Source organism: Nocardioides sp. NPDC087217, from assembly GCF_044744805.1.
Taxonomy (GTDB): Bacteria; Actinomycetota; Actinomycetes; order Propionibacteriales; family Nocardioidaceae; genus Nocardioides.
On the sequence record NZ_JBIUZB010000003.1, the window covers coordinates 545,280 to 562,353 of the forward strand.

19 protein-coding genes are annotated in these 17,074 nt (G+C 69.5%); 14 read left to right on the forward strand and 5 right to left on the reverse strand.

All coding sequences use genetic code 11. From position 1 onward, the window contains the following. Positions 1–101: 101 nt before the first annotated feature. On the reverse strand, positions 102–809 hold the full coding sequence (locus ACIO3S_RS16885) for a GNAT family N-acetyltransferase (RefSeq protein ID WP_400465810.1): 708 nt from the start codon (positions 807–809) through the stop codon (positions 102–104). Positions 810–878: 69 nt separating this feature from the next. Here ACIO3S_RS16885 and hemW point away from each other — a divergent pair, with 69 nt between their 5' ends. Together hemW and ACIO3S_RS16895 are read left to right on the forward strand one after the other, a co-directional pair. Further along, on the forward strand, positions 879–2,090 hold the full coding sequence (hemW, locus tag ACIO3S_RS16890) for a radical SAM family heme chaperone HemW (protein ID WP_400465813.1): 1,212 nt from the start codon (positions 879–881) through the stop codon (positions 2,088–2,090). A gap of 89 nt (positions 2,091–2,179) precedes the next feature. Further along, positions 2,180–2,374, forward strand: a complete 195-nt coding sequence (locus tag ACIO3S_RS16895; protein WP_160028221.1) for a PspC domain-containing protein — start codon at positions 2,180–2,182, stop codon at positions 2,372–2,374. Between the two features lie 7 nt (positions 2,375–2,381). Here ACIO3S_RS16895 and ACIO3S_RS16900 read toward each other — a convergent pair whose 3' ends face one another. Continuing rightward, positions 2,382–3,230 (reverse strand): DUF3097 domain-containing protein, encoded by an 849-nt coding sequence (locus tag ACIO3S_RS16900; RefSeq protein WP_160028223.1) that lies wholly within the window; start codon positions 3,228–3,230, stop codon positions 2,382–2,384. A 19-nt stretch (positions 3,231–3,249) separates the two neighbouring features. Next, positions 3,250–3,522 (reverse strand): hypothetical protein, encoded by a 273-nt coding sequence (locus ACIO3S_RS16905; RefSeq protein WP_160028225.1) that lies wholly within the window; start codon positions 3,520–3,522, stop codon positions 3,250–3,252. A gap of 197 nt (positions 3,523–3,719) precedes the next feature. Between ACIO3S_RS16905 and hrcA the strand changes: the two genes are divergently transcribed. From hrcA to ACIO3S_RS16950, 9 genes are all read left to right on the forward strand, one after another. Continuing rightward, entirely contained in the window at positions 3,720–4,754 is a 1,035-nt protein-coding gene (gene hrcA / locus ACIO3S_RS16910; protein WP_400465817.1) for a heat-inducible transcriptional repressor HrcA, read from the forward strand. Between the two features lie 37 nt (positions 4,755–4,791). Then, entirely contained in the window at positions 4,792–5,985 is a 1,194-nt protein-coding gene (dnaJ, locus tag ACIO3S_RS16915; protein ID WP_350840099.1) for a molecular chaperone DnaJ, read from the forward strand. A 6-nt stretch (positions 5,986–5,991) separates the two neighbouring features. Next, positions 5,992–6,735: a 16S rRNA (uracil(1498)-N(3))-methyltransferase gene (locus ACIO3S_RS16920; RefSeq protein ID WP_400465820.1), complete on the forward strand. Its 744-nt coding sequence runs from the start codon at positions 5,992–5,994 to the stop codon at positions 6,733–6,735. A gap of 71 nt (positions 6,736–6,806) precedes the next feature. After that, entirely contained in the window at positions 6,807–7,268 is a 462-nt protein-coding gene (locus ACIO3S_RS16925) for a Gmad2 immunoglobulin-like domain-containing protein (RefSeq protein ID WP_400465823.1), read from the forward strand. Positions 7,269–7,283: 15 nt separating this feature from the next. Beyond that, the gene (locus tag ACIO3S_RS16930) at positions 7,284–8,336 is read left to right on the forward strand and encodes a winged helix DNA-binding domain-containing protein (protein WP_400465826.1); all 1,053 of its coding nucleotides are present in this window, start codon (positions 7,284–7,286) and stop codon (positions 8,334–8,336) included. A 91-nt stretch (positions 8,337–8,427) separates the two neighbouring features. Beyond that, on the forward strand, positions 8,428–9,468 hold the full coding sequence (locus ACIO3S_RS16935; protein WP_400465829.1) for a PhoH family protein: 1,041 nt from the start codon (positions 8,428–8,430) through the stop codon (positions 9,466–9,468). A gap of 76 nt (positions 9,469–9,544) precedes the next feature. Beyond that, on the forward strand, positions 9,545–10,009 hold the full coding sequence (gene ybeY / locus ACIO3S_RS16940; RefSeq protein WP_400465832.1) for an rRNA maturation RNase YbeY: 465 nt from the start codon (positions 9,545–9,547) through the stop codon (positions 10,007–10,009). Between the two features lie 17 nt (positions 10,010–10,026). Then, complete coding sequence (locus ACIO3S_RS16945) at positions 10,027–11,370, forward strand: hemolysin family protein (RefSeq protein ID WP_400465835.1); 1,344 nt, start codon at positions 10,027–10,029, stop codon at positions 11,368–11,370. After that, a complete protein-coding gene (locus ACIO3S_RS16950; RefSeq protein WP_350712896.1) occupies positions 11,354–11,704 on the forward strand; it encodes a cytidine deaminase in 351 nt (116 codons plus the stop codon). Before ACIO3S_RS16945 ends, ACIO3S_RS16950 begins: the two co-directional genes overlap by 17 nt. Here ACIO3S_RS16950 and ACIO3S_RS16955 read toward each other — a convergent pair. Continuing rightward, complete coding sequence (locus ACIO3S_RS16955) at positions 11,699–12,940, reverse strand: PucR family transcriptional regulator (protein ID WP_400465838.1); 1,242 nt, start codon at positions 12,938–12,940, stop codon at positions 11,699–11,701. The genes ACIO3S_RS16950 and ACIO3S_RS16955 overlap by 6 nt on opposite strands. Positions 12,941–13,103: 163 nt before the next feature. On the opposite strand from ACIO3S_RS16955, the gene ACIO3S_RS16960 reads away from it, so the two are divergent. Beyond that, positions 13,104–13,967: an SGNH/GDSL hydrolase family protein gene (locus ACIO3S_RS16960; protein WP_400465841.1), complete on the forward strand. Its 864-nt coding sequence runs from the start codon at positions 13,104–13,106 to the stop codon at positions 13,965–13,967. Positions 13,968–13,978: 11 nt separating this feature from the next. Here the strand turns inward: ACIO3S_RS16960 and ACIO3S_RS16965 are convergent, their stop codons facing one another. Further along, entirely contained in the window at positions 13,979–14,272 is a 294-nt protein-coding gene (locus ACIO3S_RS16965; protein WP_045549010.1) for a hypothetical protein, read from the reverse strand. Between the two features lie 122 nt (positions 14,273–14,394). On the opposite strand from ACIO3S_RS16965, the gene ACIO3S_RS16970 reads away from it, so the two are divergent. Next, a complete protein-coding gene (locus tag ACIO3S_RS16970) occupies positions 14,395–15,771 on the forward strand; it encodes an FAD-binding oxidoreductase (RefSeq protein WP_400465844.1) in 1,377 nt (458 codons plus the stop codon). Next, positions 15,768–17,072, forward strand: a complete 1,305-nt coding sequence (locus ACIO3S_RS16975) for a class I SAM-dependent methyltransferase (RefSeq protein ID WP_400465847.1) — start codon at positions 15,768–15,770, stop codon at positions 17,070–17,072. Before ACIO3S_RS16970 ends, ACIO3S_RS16975 begins: the two co-directional genes overlap by 4 nt. Positions 17,073–17,074: the final 2 nt, after the last annotated feature.

Genomic DNA, 17,074 nt, shown 5'->3' on the forward strand with positions numbered 1-17,074 from the left:
GCAGAACTGGCGGGCGAATCTGTAGAAGTGGGCGACGAATGTAGAGATTCGTCGCCCACAACTGCAGTTTCGGCCGCCAGAACTACAGTCTCGGCAGGGACTCAGCCGGCGGCGCGGAAGAGCTCGAAGGTCGTACGCCGCCGCTCCTCGAACCCGAGACCGAGGTAGACCGAGATGGCGCCGGTGTTGGCGACGGAGGCGTGCATCAGCGCACGAGAGCCGCGGGCGTGGATGTCGGCGGTGACGGCGCGGACGAGGCGGCCGGCGAGGCCGCGGCCGCGTGCCTCGGGGGCGGTGCAGACGGCGCTGATCTCGATCCAGCCGCCCGGGTGCATCCGCTGGCCAGCCATCGCGATGAGGCGGCCCTCGTGGCGCAGGCCGAGATACGTACCCATCGTGTGGGTCGCCTTCTCGAACGGTCCGGGCTCGGTGCGGGCGACGAGGTCGAGCATCTCGGGGACGTCGGCGGCCCCGAGCACGACCGCCTCGGGATCGGGCGCGGCAGCGACCCGTGACGTCTCGACGAGCTGGACCCCTTCGCCCCCACCGACCATCTCCCACCCGTCCCCGCAGACCCCGGCCGCGCCGGTGATCAGCGCGGTGCCACCGGGTCCGACGGCCGCGGCCAGGTCGCGCCACGCCTGCGGCTCGCGCGGGTCGGAGACGGCGGCGAAGGGCGAGACGTCGGGACGGTAGCGACGGGCGAGCCCCGAGCCCTCGGCGAGCGAGGCATGCGCACCGGTCAGCGAGTGCCAGACCGGGTTGTCGAGAACATCGTCGAGAAGAAGATCAGGCTGCGAGACGGGCACGCCGGAATTTTCCCACCCCCGCCCCAGTCACGGTTAACCCTTTTCGACAGGTGGATCGATAATGGAGGGGTGCCTTCCGCTCTGCCCCCCGGCGACCCCGCCCCCACCGACGGGTCGCTACCGGCCGAATCGCTGAGCACGCTGGGGGAGAAGGGGCTGGGCTTCTACGTCCACGTCCCGTTCTGCACGGTCCGATGCGGCTACTGCGACTTCAACACCTACACCGCGATCGAGCTGGGCCCAGGCGTGAGCCGGCAGACGTACGCCGACCAGGCCATCGAGGAGATCAGGCTGGCCCGCCGGGTGCTGGCCGACAGTGACAAGCAGGTGGACACCGTCTTCTTCGGCGGCGGCACCCCGACGCTCCTGCCGGCCAGCGACCTGACCGGCATGCTCGGAGCGATCAGGGACGAGTTCGGCCTCGCCGACGACATCGAGGTGACGACCGAGGCCAACCCCGACTCGGTCGACCTCGACTACCTGCGCACCCTGCGCGAGGGCGGCTTCACCCGGCTCAGCTTCGGCATGCAGTCGGCCGTCCCCCACGTACTGAAGACCCTCGACCGCACCCACGACCCCGAGCGGGTCCCGCTGGTCGTGGAGTGGGCCCGCGAGGCCGGCTTCGAGCAGGTCTCCCTCGACCTCATCTACGGCACCCCCGGTGAGTCGATCGACGACTGGCGCACCAGCCTCGACGCCGCCCTGGCCAGCGACCCCGACCACATCTCGGCCTACTCCCTCATCGTCGAGGACGGCACCGCCCTGGCCCGACAGGTCAGAAGAGGCGAGATCGAGATGCCCGACGAGGACGACCTCGCCGACAAGTACGAGCTGGCCGACGCCACCCTCCGCAAGCACGGCCTGACCTGGTACGAGGTCTCCAACTGGGCCACCGACGAGTCCCAGCGCTGCCGCCACAACATGCTCTACTGGCAGGGCGGCGACTGGTGGGGTGTCGGCCCCGGCGCCCACAGCCACGTCGGCGGCACCCGGTGGTGGAACGTCAAGCACCCCAAGGCGTACGCGGACCGGATCAACAGCAACCAGAGCCCTGCCCATGCCCGCGAGATCCTGGCCGAGGAGGACCGCCGCGTCGAGCGCGTCCTGCTCGAGCTGAGACTCGCCGACGGCCTCCCGGGGGACGCTCTCGACGACGAGGGCCGTGCCGCTCTCCCGGAGCAGGTACGCCGCGGCCTGGTCACCGTCGCCGACGACACGATCTTCCTCACCGAGACCGGCAGACTCCTCGCCGACGCGGTGGTCCGAGACCTGCTTCCCTGAGTATCCCTGAGTTCGGGACCTTGGTCCTGATCGAAGGATCAGGGGTGATCCTGATTGGTAAAGAGGGTCCGACAGGGGAGAGTGGAGCTATGGCAACCACAACTCTTTCCCGTCCCAGCAACGACAAATGGATCGCCGGCGTCTGCGGTGGCCTCGGTCAACGTTTCGGCATCAACTCGAACCTGATCCGGCTGGCCTTCGTCATCTCCTGCCTGCTTCCCGGACCGCAGTTCATCGTCTACATCGTGCTGTGGATCATCATGCCGAAGAAGTCGTCCTACTGACGGAGCCTCAGACGGGCTCGGTCACGAAGTCGATCAGCTCCTCGACCCGCCCGAGCAGGGCGGGCTCCAGGTCACCGAACGAGTTGACCCGCCCCAGGATGTGCTTCCAGGCCCGGGCGATGTCGGCCTGATCCCGGTGTGGCCAGCCCATGTGCTGGCAGATGCCCTTCTTCCACTCGATCGACCGCGGCACGTTCGGCCAGGCCTCGAGCCCGAGCCGGGCGGGCTTGACCGCCTGCCACACGTCGATGAACGGGTGACCGACGATCAGCACGTGCTGGCCGACCGCGGAGCGCCGGATGGACTCCGCGATCCTGGCCTCCTTCGAGCCCTTCACCAGGTGGTCCACCAGGACCCCGACCCGCCGCTGCGGTCCGGGCTTGAACGAGACCAGGTGGTCGGCGAGGTCGTCGACACCGCCCAGATACTCGACGACGACACCCTCGATCCGCAGGTCGTCACCCCAGATCTTCTCGACCAGCTCGGCGTCGTGGCGCCCCTCGACGAAGATCCGCGACTCGCGTGCGACCCTTGCCTTGACGTTGTCCACGGCCACCGAGCCCGACGCGGTGCGGGTCGGCTTCGCGGGTGCCGTGCGGGTCACCGGGGGAGTGAGGATGACCGGCTTGCCCTCGAGCCAGAAGCCCGGCCCGAGCGGGAACGTACGCCGCTTGCCCTTCCGGTCCTCCAGGGTCAGCGTGTGCAGGTCGCGGTCGATCCGCACGATCTCGCCGACGAAATCGGTCTCGACCTCCTCCACCACCGCGCCCAGCTCTGCGGGAGTCTCGACGGCACGCCCGTTCTTGGGCTTGCGCCAGTCGCCGGCCAGTACGTCGGAGCCGTAGCGATCGCTCATCCGGAGAACGGTAGTGGAGTCAGCAGCGAGAACCGGTGAGCACGCGCCCGAGCTGCTCGAGAACGTCGTCCGGCGTGGCCGCGGTCTCCGGGAACCGGAAGGTCACGTGGTGGCCGCCGTCGAGGGTGATCCAGGAGACGTCGACGCTCTCGGCGGTGAGGTGGGAGAGGCGTACGCCCACGATGTGACGCGGCCGCAGCCCGAGCCGTGCCGAGAGCGATCGGCACAGGTCCGCCTGGTGCTCGTCGTTGGCGTGGGCCGTGATGCGGACCAGCAGATCGTCGGCGATCATAGGACTCTCCAGTGGGGCGGAAGCAGTGCAGCGGGTGGCTCTAAGGTCAGCCTAACCTAAGGCTATCTCGATGGCGAGAGAAGTGTTCCGTTCCACAGAGCGGAGCAGCCACCGAGAACTGGTGCCTGTGACACGAACCGGTAGGATTGGCACTCGCACGGAATGAGTGCCAAGCAGCCAGGGCGATAGGAGGGCAGATGCAGAACGAACGCAGGCTCTCCGTCCTCAGGGCGATCGTCGAGGACTATGTGAAGACCGAGGAGCCGGTCGGCTCCAAGGCGCTCGTGGAGCGTCACGGCCTCGGCGTCTCCCCGGCGACGGTGCGCAACGACATGGCCGCGCTGGAGGAGGAGGGCTACATCACCGCCCCCCACACCAGCGCCGGCCGGGTGCCCACGGACAAGGGCTACCGGCTCTTCGTGGACCGGCTGACCACGGTCAAGCCGATGACCGCCGCCGAGAAGCGGGCGATCGCCGGCTTCCTCGAGGGCGCGGTCGACCTCGACGACGTCGTGACCCGCTCGACCCGGCTGCTCTCGCAGCTGACCCGCCAGGTCGCGGTGGTGCAGTACCCGACCCTGAGCCGCTCGACCGTCCGCCACGTCGAGCTGGTCGCTCTGGCCCCGACCAGGCTCCTCCTCGTGCTCATCCTCAGCACCGGCCGCGTCGAGCAGCGGCTGCTCGAGGTGACCGAGGAGGTCTCCGAGGAGGCCCTGGCCACGCTGCGCACGAAGATCAACACCGCGGTCTCCGGCGCCGTCATCGCCGAGGCCGGCGAGGCGCTGCGCACGATCGCCCAGCCGGCCGATGCGCCCGCCGACGCCCCGCAGGACCCGCTCGCTTCCGCCGTGGCCGAGACCCTGATCGAGGCGATGAACGACCACCGCTCCGACGAGCGGATCTCCATCGGCGGCACCAGCAACCTGGCCCGCTTCGGCGACAGCTTCGACACCGCCGTACGCCCGCTCCTGGAGGCCCTCGAGGAGCACGTCGTCCTGCTCAAGCTGATGGGCGAGGCGACCGCGGGCGGGCTGGTCACGGTGCGGATCGGCGCCGAGGGCCCCTACCAGGAGCTTTCCCAGACCAGCGTGGTCGCGACCGGCTACGGGCCTGGCGACGAGGCGCTGGCCACGCTCGGCGTGGTCGGCCCCACCCGGATGGACTACCCCGGATCCATGGCGGCGGTGCGCGCGGTGGCGCGTTACCTCTCCCGGATCCTCGACGAGGCTTGAGCAGCAGACTCGATTCAAGGAAGATCAGCGAACTTCGATGGCAGGAAGACCGACGTTGGACCCCTATGAGCTCCTCGGTGTCGACAAGGACGCCGACGACGCAACGATCAAGAAGGCGTACCGGAAGCTGGCGCGCCAGTACCACCCTGACGTCAACCCGGACGCCGAGTCGCAGGAGAAGTTCAAGGAGATCTCCCACGCCTACGAGGTGCTGAGTGACCCGCAGAAGCGGGCTGCGTACGACCGTGGTGGCGACCCGTTCGCAGGCGGCTTCGGTGCGCAGGGCGCAGGCTTCTCGTTCACCGACATCATGGACGCCTTCTTCGGCGGCGCCGGTGCCGGCACCGGAGGCGCGGGGCGTGGCCCCCGTCCGCGCGTACGCCGCGGGCAGGACGCCCTCATCCGTCTCGACATCGACCTGGCCGAGGCCGCCTTCGGCGTCACCCGCGACCTCAAGGTCGACACCGCGGTCGTCTGTGACACCTGTGGTGGCGAGGGGGCCGCGGAAGGCTCCCACCCGATCCCGTGCGAGACCTGCCACGGCCAGGGTGAGGTCGCGGTCGTGCAGCGCTCCTTCCTGGGCGAGATCCGCACGCTGCGCCCGTGCTCGGCCTGCAACGGCTTCGGCACCGTCATCCCCGACCCGTGCCGCGACTGCAGCGGCGAGGGCCGGGTGCGCTCCCACCGCACCCTGACCGTCAAGATCCCGCCGGGCGTCGACGACGGCACCCGGGTGCAGCTCGCCGAGCAGGGCGAGATCGGCCCCGGCGGCGGTCCCGCCGGCGACCTCTACGTCGAGATCCACGTCGCCAAGCACGCCACCTTCACGCGGAGGGGCAACGACCTGCACTGCACCGCGAAGGTGCCGATGACCGCGGCCGCGCTCGGCACCACGCTCAACCTGCCGACGCTCGAGGCCGACCTCGTCGGCGAGGGTGCCGACCAGATCGACCCCGAGGACGCCTCGATCCAGATCGACCTCAAGCCCGGCACCCAGTCCGGCACCGACCACGTCCTGCGTGGCCGCGGTGTGCCCGGTCTGCGCGGCGGTCGCGGCGACCTGATCGTGACCATCAACGTGGAGACCCCCACCAAGCTCGACCTCGAGCAGGAGGCGCTGCTGCGCCAGCTCGCCGAGATGCGCGGTGAGGAGTCCGTCCAGGGCCAGCTCAAGGCGGCCCACAAGGGCGGCGTCTTCTCCTGGTTCAAGGACACCCTCAACGGGCACTGATCCACGATGACTCTCCCCGTTCACCTCGTCGAGTCGCTCGTCGGCACCCGTGTCGGCGACGACATCGAGGTGAGCGGTGACGAGGGCCACCACGCGGTCGTCGTACGCCGCCTCCGGGTCGGCGAGGAGGTCGTGCTGACCGACGGTGCCGGCGAGGGCGTCACCGGCACGATCACGCAGACCACCAAGAAGTCGATGACCGTACGTGTCGACGAGATCATCCTCGGCGACGCGCCGCCCGAGCCCGCACTGACGATCGTCCAGGCGCTGCCCAAGGGCGACCGCGGCGAGCTCGCCGTCGAGATGCTCACCGAGATCGGCGCCGCCAGCATCGTCCCGTGGGCGGCGACCCGCTCGGTCGCCGTCTGGAAGGGCGAGCGAGCGGTCAAGTCCCTGGCCCGTTGGCGGGCCACCGCCCGCGAGGCCGCCAAGCAGTCGCGCCGGCTGTGGCACCCCGAGGTCGAGCCGCTGGCCACCACCGACGCCGTCGTGGCCAAGATCGAGGCGGCCGACGTCGCCGTCGTGCTCCACGAGGAGGGCACCCTCCCGCTCGGCGCGGTCCCGGTCATCGACGAGGGCACCATCCTGGTCGTGGTCGGCCCCGAGGGTGGTCTGACGGAGGAGGAGATCTCCTTGTTCGAGAAGGCCGGCGCCACCACCATCCGTCTCGGCGGCGAGGTGCTGCGCACCTCCACGGCAGGCGTGGCGGCGAGCGCCGCCCTGTTGGCCCGCACCCGCCGCTGGGACTGACCGGCCGACTGACCGCCGACTGCTCGGCGTGGTGGGTTCGTCCTTCGACGATGCCAGGTGAGTATGGAGGCATGAGGAGCACACGTACGCGTCCGGCGGGCGCCATGATCGCTCTTGCTCTCTGCGGCGTTCTGGCTGCCGGGTGCGGCAGCAACGATGCCGTCGCCGAGGATCCCGAGGTGTCGGCAGAGCCGTCCGAGGAGCCGTCGACGCTGCCACGTACCTCCGGCCTGATCACGCTGGCGGCGCCGGCCGAGGGTGCGACCGTCTCGGACAGCTTCGAGGCCTCGGGCAAGGCCAACTCTCCCGAGGCCAACGTGCCGTGGGAGGTCCGCGACACCACCGGGGAGACGGTGCTCAAGGGGTTCGCGACGGCCGAGGGCTGGATGGACAAGCTCTACCCGTGGAAGACCACGGTCGACGTCTCCGAGCTCGAGCCCGGGACGTACCTCTTCATCGCGCGCACCGACGACACCTCCGACGGCGAGGGGAAGCCTTCTGAGGAGGTTGGCGCCCGGATCACCGTCGAGTAGGAGATCATCGCTACCGTGATCCTCACCGAACGGCAGCTCAACCGGACCCTCCTGCTCCGCCAGCACCTGCTGTCGCGGGCCTCGCTCGCCCCGGCCGAGATGATCGAGCATCTGGTCGGCCTGCAGGCGCAGGAGACCTCGCCGCCGTTCTTCGCGCTGGCCGCCCGGCTGGAGTCGTTCGACCCCTACGCGCTCAGCGCACAGCTCGAGTCGAGCGCGCTGGTCCGGCTCTCCTCGCTGCGGTCGACGATCCACATGCACACCGCCGCCGATGCGGCGCTGATCAGGGCGTGGACCCAGCCGGTCCACGACTTCTACACCCAGCGGGTCGAGATCGTCCGCCCGGCGGCGCAGCTGGAGGGCTTCGTGGAGGCGGCCGAGGACGTACTCGCTCTCGGGGCGCTGCCCAACGCGGCCCTCGAGGCCGGTCTGGTCGAGCACTTCCCAGGCGTACCGGCCAAGGCGCTGGGTCTGCGGGCGCGCAACGAGCTGCCGCTGGTCCAGCTCCCGCCGCGAGGCCTGTGGAAGGGCTCGGGCGGGCTCGTCTACGACCTGCTCCCACGCTGGACCGGGGTGCCCCCGGTTGAGGTGGACGACGTCGTCCCGACGCTGGCGCCGGAGATCGTACGCCGCTATCTGCTCGCCTTCGGGCCGGCGACCGCCGCCGACATCACCACGTGGTCGTCGCTGACGCGACTGGGCCCGGTGGTCAAGCGGATCGAGGGGCTGGTGACCTACCGCGACGAGGCCGGCAAGACCCTCTACGACGTCCCGGACGCTCCGCTCGCCACCGGCGACGAGCACGCCCCGGTGCGGCTGCTGGGGAGGTTCGACAACGTCTGGCTCTCGCACGCCAACCGGGAGCGGATCACCGCCAAGGGGACCCGGAAGGAGTGGGGCATCGGTGGCGGCGGCGCGGTCATCATCGGCGGCGGCCACCTCATCGGCCTCTGGAAGCCGGTCGACGGCAAGGTCGAGGTCGTCAAGCTGCTCCGCGACCTCACCCCGGACGAGCGCGACGAGCTCGCCGAGGAGACCGTACGCGTCGAATCGCTGCTCTCGAGCTGACGCCGGAACTATCCAGTAGGAGAGGGGCCGCGCGCCCGCGTACCATGGACGCATCAGCCTCATGACGAGAAAGGGCCCGCTCCGGGCATCCATGACCGATCGACACCCAAGTCCGCTTCCGACCGACGCCTCCGCCCAGGGGGTCTCCGCTACGACCAAGCACACCGTGGTCGTTCCGAACAGCGTCGACATGGTGACCGTCCTCGGTCCGGCCGATGAGCACCTCGGGATCATCGAGGCCCACTTCGACGCAGACGTGCACGTGCGCGGCAACCGGATCACCCTCCACGGCGCCCCCAGCGAGATCGCGATGATCGAGCGGGTCCTGGAGGAGCTGGTCCAGATCATCCGCACCGGCCAGGGCGTCAGCGGCGAGACCGTTGAGCGCGTGATCGGCATGCTCCAGGCCGACACGACCGAGAAGCCGGCCGACGTGCTGAGCCTCAACATCCTCTCCAACCGCGGCCGGAGCATCCGTCCCAAGACGCTCAACCAGAAGCGCTACGTCGACGCGATCGACAAGCACACGATCACCTTCGGGATCGGCCCGGCCGGCACCGGCAAGACCTACCTGGCGGTCGCGAAGGCGGTCCAGGCGCTGCAGACCAAGCAGGTCACCCGGATCATCCTGAGCCGCCCGGCGGTCGAGGCCGGCGAGAAGCTCGGCTTCCTGCCCGGCACCCTGACCGAGAAGATCGACCCCTACCTGCGCCCGCTCTACGACGCGCTGCACGACATGATGGACCCGGAGCTGATCCCCAAGCTGATGGCGTCCGGGACCATCGAGGTCGCCCCGCTCGCGTTCCTCCGTGGGCGTAGCCTCAACGACTCCTTCATCATCCTCGACGAGGCGCAGAACACCACGCCCGAGCAGATGAAGATGTTCCTGACCCGCCTCGGCTTCGGCTCGAAGATCGTGGTCACCGGCGACGTGACCCAGACCGACCTGCCCTCCGGGCAGCGGTCGGGCCTGCGGGTCGTCGAGGGCATCCTGGACGACGTCAAGGACATCAGCTTCAACAACCTGACCAGCCACGACGTCGTACGCCACCGACTGGTCGCCAAGATCGTCGCCGCCTACGAGGCGCACGACGTGCGGAGCCAGGAACGAGCTTCCGGGGAAGGGCGATGAGCGAGCGCCAGCGAGCGACCATAAGCCTCAGGTCGCCGCGTCCGTATGATTGCGCTTGCGCTACGGAGGCGGCGGCGTGAGCACGGAGATCATCAACGAGTCCGAGCAGGAGATCGACGTCGAGCACGTCGCCAAGCTCGCTCGTTTCCTGCTCGAGCAGTTGCGTGTGCACCCGCAGGCCGACCTCCGGATCAAGTTCGGCGACGAGGCCACGATCACCGAGCTCAACGAGCGCTACTTCGACACCGAGGGCCCGACCGACGTGCTGTCGTTCCCCGGTGACGAGCTGCTCCCCGGCCGCCTCGACGAGGAGCCCGAGGAGGGCGACCTGGGCGATATCATCATCGCCCCGACGATCGCGGCCAAGCAGGGAGAGGCAGCCGGCCACGGCACCATGGCGGAGATCGAGCTGCTGACCACCCACGGCATCCTCCACCTGCTCGGCTACGACCACGTGGACCCCGACGAGCACGCCGAGATGTTCGGGCTGCAGGCCAAGCTGCTCAAGGCCTGGGGCTCCTCGGCCACCGCACCCGAGTAGGAGCACCACCACCACCCATGGACGATGCGAGGCTGCTGATCGCAGCCGCAGTTCTGGTCCTGATCGCCGGCATCTTCTCAGCCGCCGACGCGGCGCTCAGCGCCTTCTCCCGCGCCCGGGCCGCGGAGCTGGTCTCCGAGGGCCGCGCCGGCGCCAAGCGCCTGGTGGCGGTGGTCGGCGACCCCGCCCGCTACGTCAACACGGTCCTGCTGCTCAGGATGCTGTGCGAGATCGGTGCGACCGTGCTGGTCGCGCTGTGGGCGTACGACCTCTACCAGGGGCGCTGGTGGCCGACCGTGCTCACCACGACCGGCACGATGACCGTGGTCTCCTTCGTCGTCATCGGCGTCGGTCCGCGCACGCTGGGGCGCCAGCACCACGAGGGCATCGCCCTCGCGGTCGCCGGGCCGATCGGTGCGATCACCGCCATCCTCGGCCCGATCCCGAGCCTGCTGATCATGCTCGGTAACGCGCTCACCCCCGGCAAGGGGTTCCGCAAGGGCCCGTTCTCGACGGAGACCGAGCTGCGCGAGCTGGTCGACATCGCCGAGGCCTCCGACCTGATCGAGGCCGACGAGCGCCGGATGATCCACTCGGTCTTCGAGCTCGGCGACACCCGCGCCCGCGAGGTGATGGTTCCCCGCGGCGACATCGTCTTCCTGGAGCGCCGCAAGACCCTGCGACAGGCGCTGTCGCTGTTCCTGCGCTCGGGCTACTCCCGGATGCCGGTGATCGACGACAGCCTCGACGACATCATCGGGATGGTCTACCTCAAGGACGTCGTCGCACGGGACTTCGAGGCGCCGGAGGTCGAGACCACCCAGCGGGTCGAGTCGCTGATGCGCAAGCCGACCTGGGTCCCCGACTCCAAGCCGGTCGACGAGCTGCTCGCCGAGATGCAGCAGCACCGCCAGCACATCGCGGTCGTCGTCGACGAGTACGGCGGCACCGCCGGCCTGATCACCATCGAGGACATCCTCGAGGAGATCGTCGGCGAGATCACCGACGAGTACGACATCGAGGACCGCGAGCCCCTCCACCTCGGCGACGGCTCCTGGCGGGTGCCCTCCCGCTTCCTGGTCAGCGACATCGAAGAGCTCATCGGCCTCCCCGTCGAGGAGGACGACGTCGACTCCGTACGCGGTCTGATGGCCAAGCATCTCGGCCTCGTGCCGATCCCGGGGACCGAGGTCGAGGCCCACGGGCTCCGCTTCGTGGCCGAGGAGGCTGCCGGCCGGCGGAACAAGATCGGTACCGTACGCATCAGCGTCGTCGTCCCAGCCGAGACCGAGGCCGACGGCGAGGACGAGCAGAGCGAGAAGACGGACAGGAAGAAAGAGGCACATGCCCGAGCAGAGTGAGCTCTCCGCGGAGGACCGCAAGCTGGTGACCCTGGCCCGTGCGACGCGTGCCCGCACCGGAGCGGCCGAAGGAGCAGCCGTACGCGACCTCGACGGCCGCACCTACGCCGCCGCCACCGTGGACCTGCCCTCGCTCCAGGTCTCCGCGATCGGCGTGTGCGTGGCGATGGCGGTGGCCTCCGGCTCCAAGGGGCTCGAGGCGGTCGTGGTGCTCGGTGAGTCCGACGCGCCGTCCGCGGCCGACCTGGCGGCCGTCAAGGAGTTCGCCGGCGAGGACGTCCCGGTCCTTCTCGGCGACCCGCGTGGCACGCTGGCCGCCTCCGTGCGCTCATAGGCCCGGGGAGGTGCGGCGCGCGGTCACTGCCGCGTGCAACAGCGGCAGGTCCTCGGCGCGCGTCGCGTCGAGCCCGGTCAGCTCGCTCACCCGCCGGATCCGGTTGTCGACGGTGTTGGGATGGACGTGCAGCGTCGAGGCGGTCCGGCGGCGGTTGAGGCCGCTCGCGAGGAAGACCTGCAGGGTCTCGCCGAGGCCCTCGTGGCCGTCCAGGGGCTCGAGCAACGTAACGAGCAGGTCCCGGCCGGCTCCGGCTCGCGACAGCTGGTGCTCGAGCACCACGTCGGCCAGACGGTAGAGACCGGGCGGCCTGCCCATCAGCAGGGCCACCTCGAGGACCTCGCGCGAGAGACGTGCCGCCTCCGGCACCCCGGACGGTGCCGCGACGGCGACACCGACGTGGATCTCCGCCCCGGCGGCCCGGCGCACGTCGGCCAGGATCCGTTCCAGGCGTGCGAGGCCTGCCGAGGAGCTCTCCTCGGCGGCTGCCGGGAGCGGGATCAGCGCCTGGCCGCCGTCGGTCGCCGGGATCCAGAGCACCGTCTCGCGGTAGTGCCTGCTCAGCTCCTCGTGGATGCGGCGCAGCTTCCAGCGCGCGGCCACCAGCGGGTCGGTGTCCGGGTCGGACTCGTCGGGGTGGGCGCCGGCGGCCAGCGTGGCGACCAGGTAGGACGCCGGCAGGGGCACCCCGGCGCGGCCCGCCGCCTCGTGGATGTCGCCACCCTCGACCAGGGTGTTGACCAGAAGCGTCCGTGAGGCCGCCTGCTCGGCCAGCGCCGTCCTACTGTGCTGGGCGTAGCCGCTCGCCACCGCGACCGCGATGTGCTCGAGGAAGCTCATCGTGGTGCGGAGGATGGCCCGAACCGCGTCGACGTCCTCGGGTCCGGCCCCGGCGAGGGCCGTGTCCGCGCACACCCGTGCTCCGCGGTGGTAGGCGGCGACCACCATCTCGAACGGGACCCCTTCCTCGGCGCGACGCGCGGCCGACTCGGCCAGGTCCGCCAGTGCCGCGTCGTCGGGCCGTCCGTCGGTGTCGAGGGCCGTCACGAAGAGCCGGATGGCCCGCGCGACCACCTTGCGTACGTCCCCGTTGAGCAGGTCCGTGGGCAGGCGGGCGTAGACGGGCAGCTCTGCGGTGAGGACACGGAGGACCTCGTCGGTGAGGTCGGGGATCCGGGTCGAGAGGATCTGCGTGACCTCGTGGCCGCCGATGAGCCAGCTGCTGGGACCTGTCACAAAGCCATCGTGGCAGACGGTGCCTCCGGTCCGCCCAGAGGTTGTGACCTGTCACAGTCATCGTCGCGAAAGTCTGGCTTTGCTCCCACACCCGCGCACCGGCCCGGTGCCCGAGCATCGAGGGGACGGCTCATCGGCCGTGACGACGATCTGGGAGGAAGAGATGAGACGGTACGTACGGCGTGGTGCGGCCCTGCTGGGAGCCGGTGCGGCGATGGTCATGCTGGGCATCGGACCAGGACCGGGAGGTGCGGAGCCGGCCTCGGCCGCCGGCACGCTGACGATGGTCGCCCTCGGTGACTCCTCCGCCGCGGGGCCGCTGGTGGGCACGCAGAACAGCCTGGACTGCCTGCGCTCGAGCTCGAACTGGCCGACCATCGCCGCCCGGGCTCTCGGCGCACAGCTGACCGACGTCACCTGCTCGGGTGCGACCACCGCCGACCTGACGGGGAAGCGGTTCGGCTACATCGCCCCGCAGTTCGACGCGGTGACCGCCGACACCGACATCGTCACGCTCGCCATCGGTGCCAACGACATCAACATGGGCGGCACCGTGGTGGGCTGCACCCAGCCGCTGCCCGAGCCGTTCGGGGTCTCCTGCAAGTCGTGGATGACGGCGGGCGGGGACACCACCGACACCCAGTTGGCCGCCGTCCGTCCGAAGATCGTCGACGCGGTGAACCGGATCCACGCCAAGGCGCCCGGGGCCACGGTCCACCTCGTCGGCTACCTGCGCTACTGGGACGAGACCGGCTGCTATCCGACCGACCCGATCTGGGCCGTCGACGCCGAGTGGCTGCAGTCGATCTTCGACCGGACCAACGCGATGATTCGGCAGGCCGCGACCGAGAGCGGCGCGACCTACATCGACATCGCCACGCCGAGCACCGGCCACGGCGTCTGCGCGCCCTACGCGAGCAAGTGGGTCGAGGGCCTCATCCCGACCAGCGCAGCGGCGCCGTACCACCCGAACCAGAGCGGCATGGACGCGGCCGGAGCCGTCGTCGCCTCGGCGATCGGTCGGTAGGTCGGAAGGTCCTAGCGAGCGGCTCGGTGCCCGCCCGTTCCACCGCCGGACTCGGCGAGGAGGGGCAGGGTGCCGAGCTCGATCGTGACGTGGATCCCGTCCTCGTCACGGTAGGCGGTCAGGCCGTTCATGGTGGCCATGTCGACACCCTTCTCGCGCATGTGCACGACGATCTGGTCGATCGCCAGGGCGAGCCGTGCCTGGGACACGGACTTGTTGCGCCACTTGACCTGGTTCTCGGTGAAGTAGGGGGTTGCCTTCTCGGCGAGCGTCGACACAGCGTCACGATGGGCAGCACTGGACATGAGGACCCTCCAGGGTGCACGAGATGGGGGAGCCGACGGGAGCAGTCGACGCTTGGCGACTGTAAGCGAACTAACCGAGAAATCGAAACCCGAGATCCGAACGCGGGAGTAAAGTGCGTCGAGTGACGGGTGAGACTGGCTGGGAACGACACAACGAAGCCGTCGAGCGGCTGACGACCTCCTACGCAGCGATTCCGGAGGGGGCTCCTGTCAGGCTGGCGAAGCGCACCACCAACCTCTTCCGGGCCCGGGCGGCGACAGACGCCCCGGGTCTCGACGTCTCCGGCCTGGGCGGCGTGATCGAGGTCGATGCCGAGGCGGGCACGGCCGACGTACAGGGGATGTGCACCTACGAGGACCTCGTCGACGCCACCTTGGCCCACGGGATGATTCCGTACGTCGTCCCGCAGCTGCGCACGATCACGCTCGGTGGTGCGGTGACCGGGATGGGCATCGAGTCGACCTCGTTCCGCAACGGGATGCCGCACGAGTCGGTGCTGGAGATGGACATCCTGACCGGGTCGGGCGAGATCGTCACGACCCGACCTGGGGAGGACCTCTTCGACACCTTCCCCAACTCCTACGGCTCCCTCGGCTACGCCACCCGGCTCAAGATCAAGCTGGAGAAGGTGCCGGGCTACGTCGCGCTGCGCCACGTACGCTTCGACGACCTCGGCCTGCTCACCAAGACGATCGCGCAGATCACCGAGAGCAGGACGTACGAGGGGGAGCGGGTCGACGGGCTCGACGGTGTCGCGTTCGAGCCGGGGGAGTACTACCTGACCCTCGCGACCTGGAACGACCAGGCAACGCAGAACCCCAGCGACTACGGCGGCCAGCAGATCTACTACCGCTCGATCCAGCAGCGTCGCACTGATGTGCTGACGACCTACGACTACCTGTGGCGCTGGGACACCGACTGGTTCTGGTGCTCGGGCGCCTTCGGCGCGCAGAACAAGTACCTCCGCAGGGTGTGGCCGCGCCGGCTGCGGCGCTCGGACGTCTACATGAAGCTGGTCGGCCTGGACCGGAGGTTCGGCATCGCCGACAAGCTCGACGCGCGTGCCGGACGGCTTCTGAGGGAACGGGTGATCCAGGACATCGAGGTCCCGGTCGAGAACCTTCCGGCGTTCCTGGAGTGGTTCGACGCCGAGATCGGGATGCGGCCGGTGTGGCTGTGCCCGCTGGTGTCCCACGGCACGAGCACAGGAGGGAAATGGCCGACCTACCCGCTCGAGGCGGGCCGGACGTACGTCAACGTCGGTTTCTGGGGCACGGTCCACGTCGGCCCTGGCGCCGTCAACGCGCCCAAGAACCGTGCGATCGAGGATCAGGTCCACGAGCTCGGCGGGCATAAATCGCTCTACTCCGAGGCGTTCTACGACAAGGATGTCTTCAACGCTCTCTATGACGGGGACAACCTCGCGGCCGTGAAGGCGAGGTATGACCCCGCCAACCGGTTGACCGATCTGTACAGCAAGGCGGTGAAGAGACTGTGAACCACATTGCAGAGACCATCAACGAACTCTTCGACGGTGGGCTGCCTATCAAGCTCACCGCGTATGACGGCAGCGTCGCCGGCGACAAGGACTCTCCCTTCGGGATGGAGATCCTCAACCCGCGCGGGCTCGCGTACCTGCTGACCGCGCCGGGCGACCTCGGCCTGGCACGTGCCTACGTCAGCGGTGACATGGCCCTGCACGGCATCCATCCGGGCGACCCCTACCCGCTCCTGGACCTGATCCTGGACAAGACCGACTTCAAGCGGCCCAGTCCTCGCGAGACGGTCGACATGGTGCGCGCGCTCGGGGCGAAGAACTTCGTCCCGCCCAAGCCACCGCCGCAGGAGCACCTGCCGGCGTGGCGGCAGCGGGCCGAGAACGTACGCCACCTCTCCGGCCGCGCGATCAGCGCCTTGCCGTGGACGCGGCACTCGCCCGAGCGCGACGCCGACGCGATCCACCACCACTACGACGTCTCCAACACCTTCTACGAGTACGTCCTCGGCCCGTCGATGACCTACACGTGTGCGCTCTACCCGACCGATGACGCCACGCTCGAGGAGGCGCAGGCGGCCAAGTACGACCTGATCTGCCGCAAGCTCGGGCTCGAGCCCGGGATGCGGCTGCTCGACATCGGCTGCGGCTGGGGCGGGATGGTGCGCCACGCGGCGCAGCACTACGGCGTCAAGGCGCTCGGCGTCACGCTCTCGCGCGAACAGGCCAACTGGGCCCAGAAGGCGATCAAGGCCGATCGTCTCGACGACGTCGCCGAGGTGCGCTTCTCCGACTACCGCGATGTGGTCGAGGGGGACTTCGACGCGGTCAGCTCCATCGGGCTCACCGAGCACATCGGGGTGGCCAACTACCCGGCCTACTTCGGCTTCATCAAGAGCAAGCTGCGCGACGGGGGTCGGCTGCTCAACCACTGCATCACCCGTCCCGACAACGCCTCGAAGGCGAACGCGGGAGCCTTCATCGACCGCTACGTCTTCCCCGACGGCGAGCTGATCGGCTCGGGCACCATCGTGTCCGCGATCGAGAACACCGATCTCGAGGTGCAGCACCACGAGAACATCCGGGTCCACTACGCCAAGACCCTCACGGCGTGGAACGACAACCTCCGCGACAACTGGGACGCCTGCGTCAACGAGGTCGGCCTCGGCACCGCGAAGGTCTGGGGCATCTACATGGCCGGTTCCCGGATCGGCTTCGAGCGCAACAACATCCAGCTCCACCACGTGCTCGCGACCAAGACCGTCGACGGGCTCTCGGGCTACCCGCTGCGGCACACCTTCTGAGC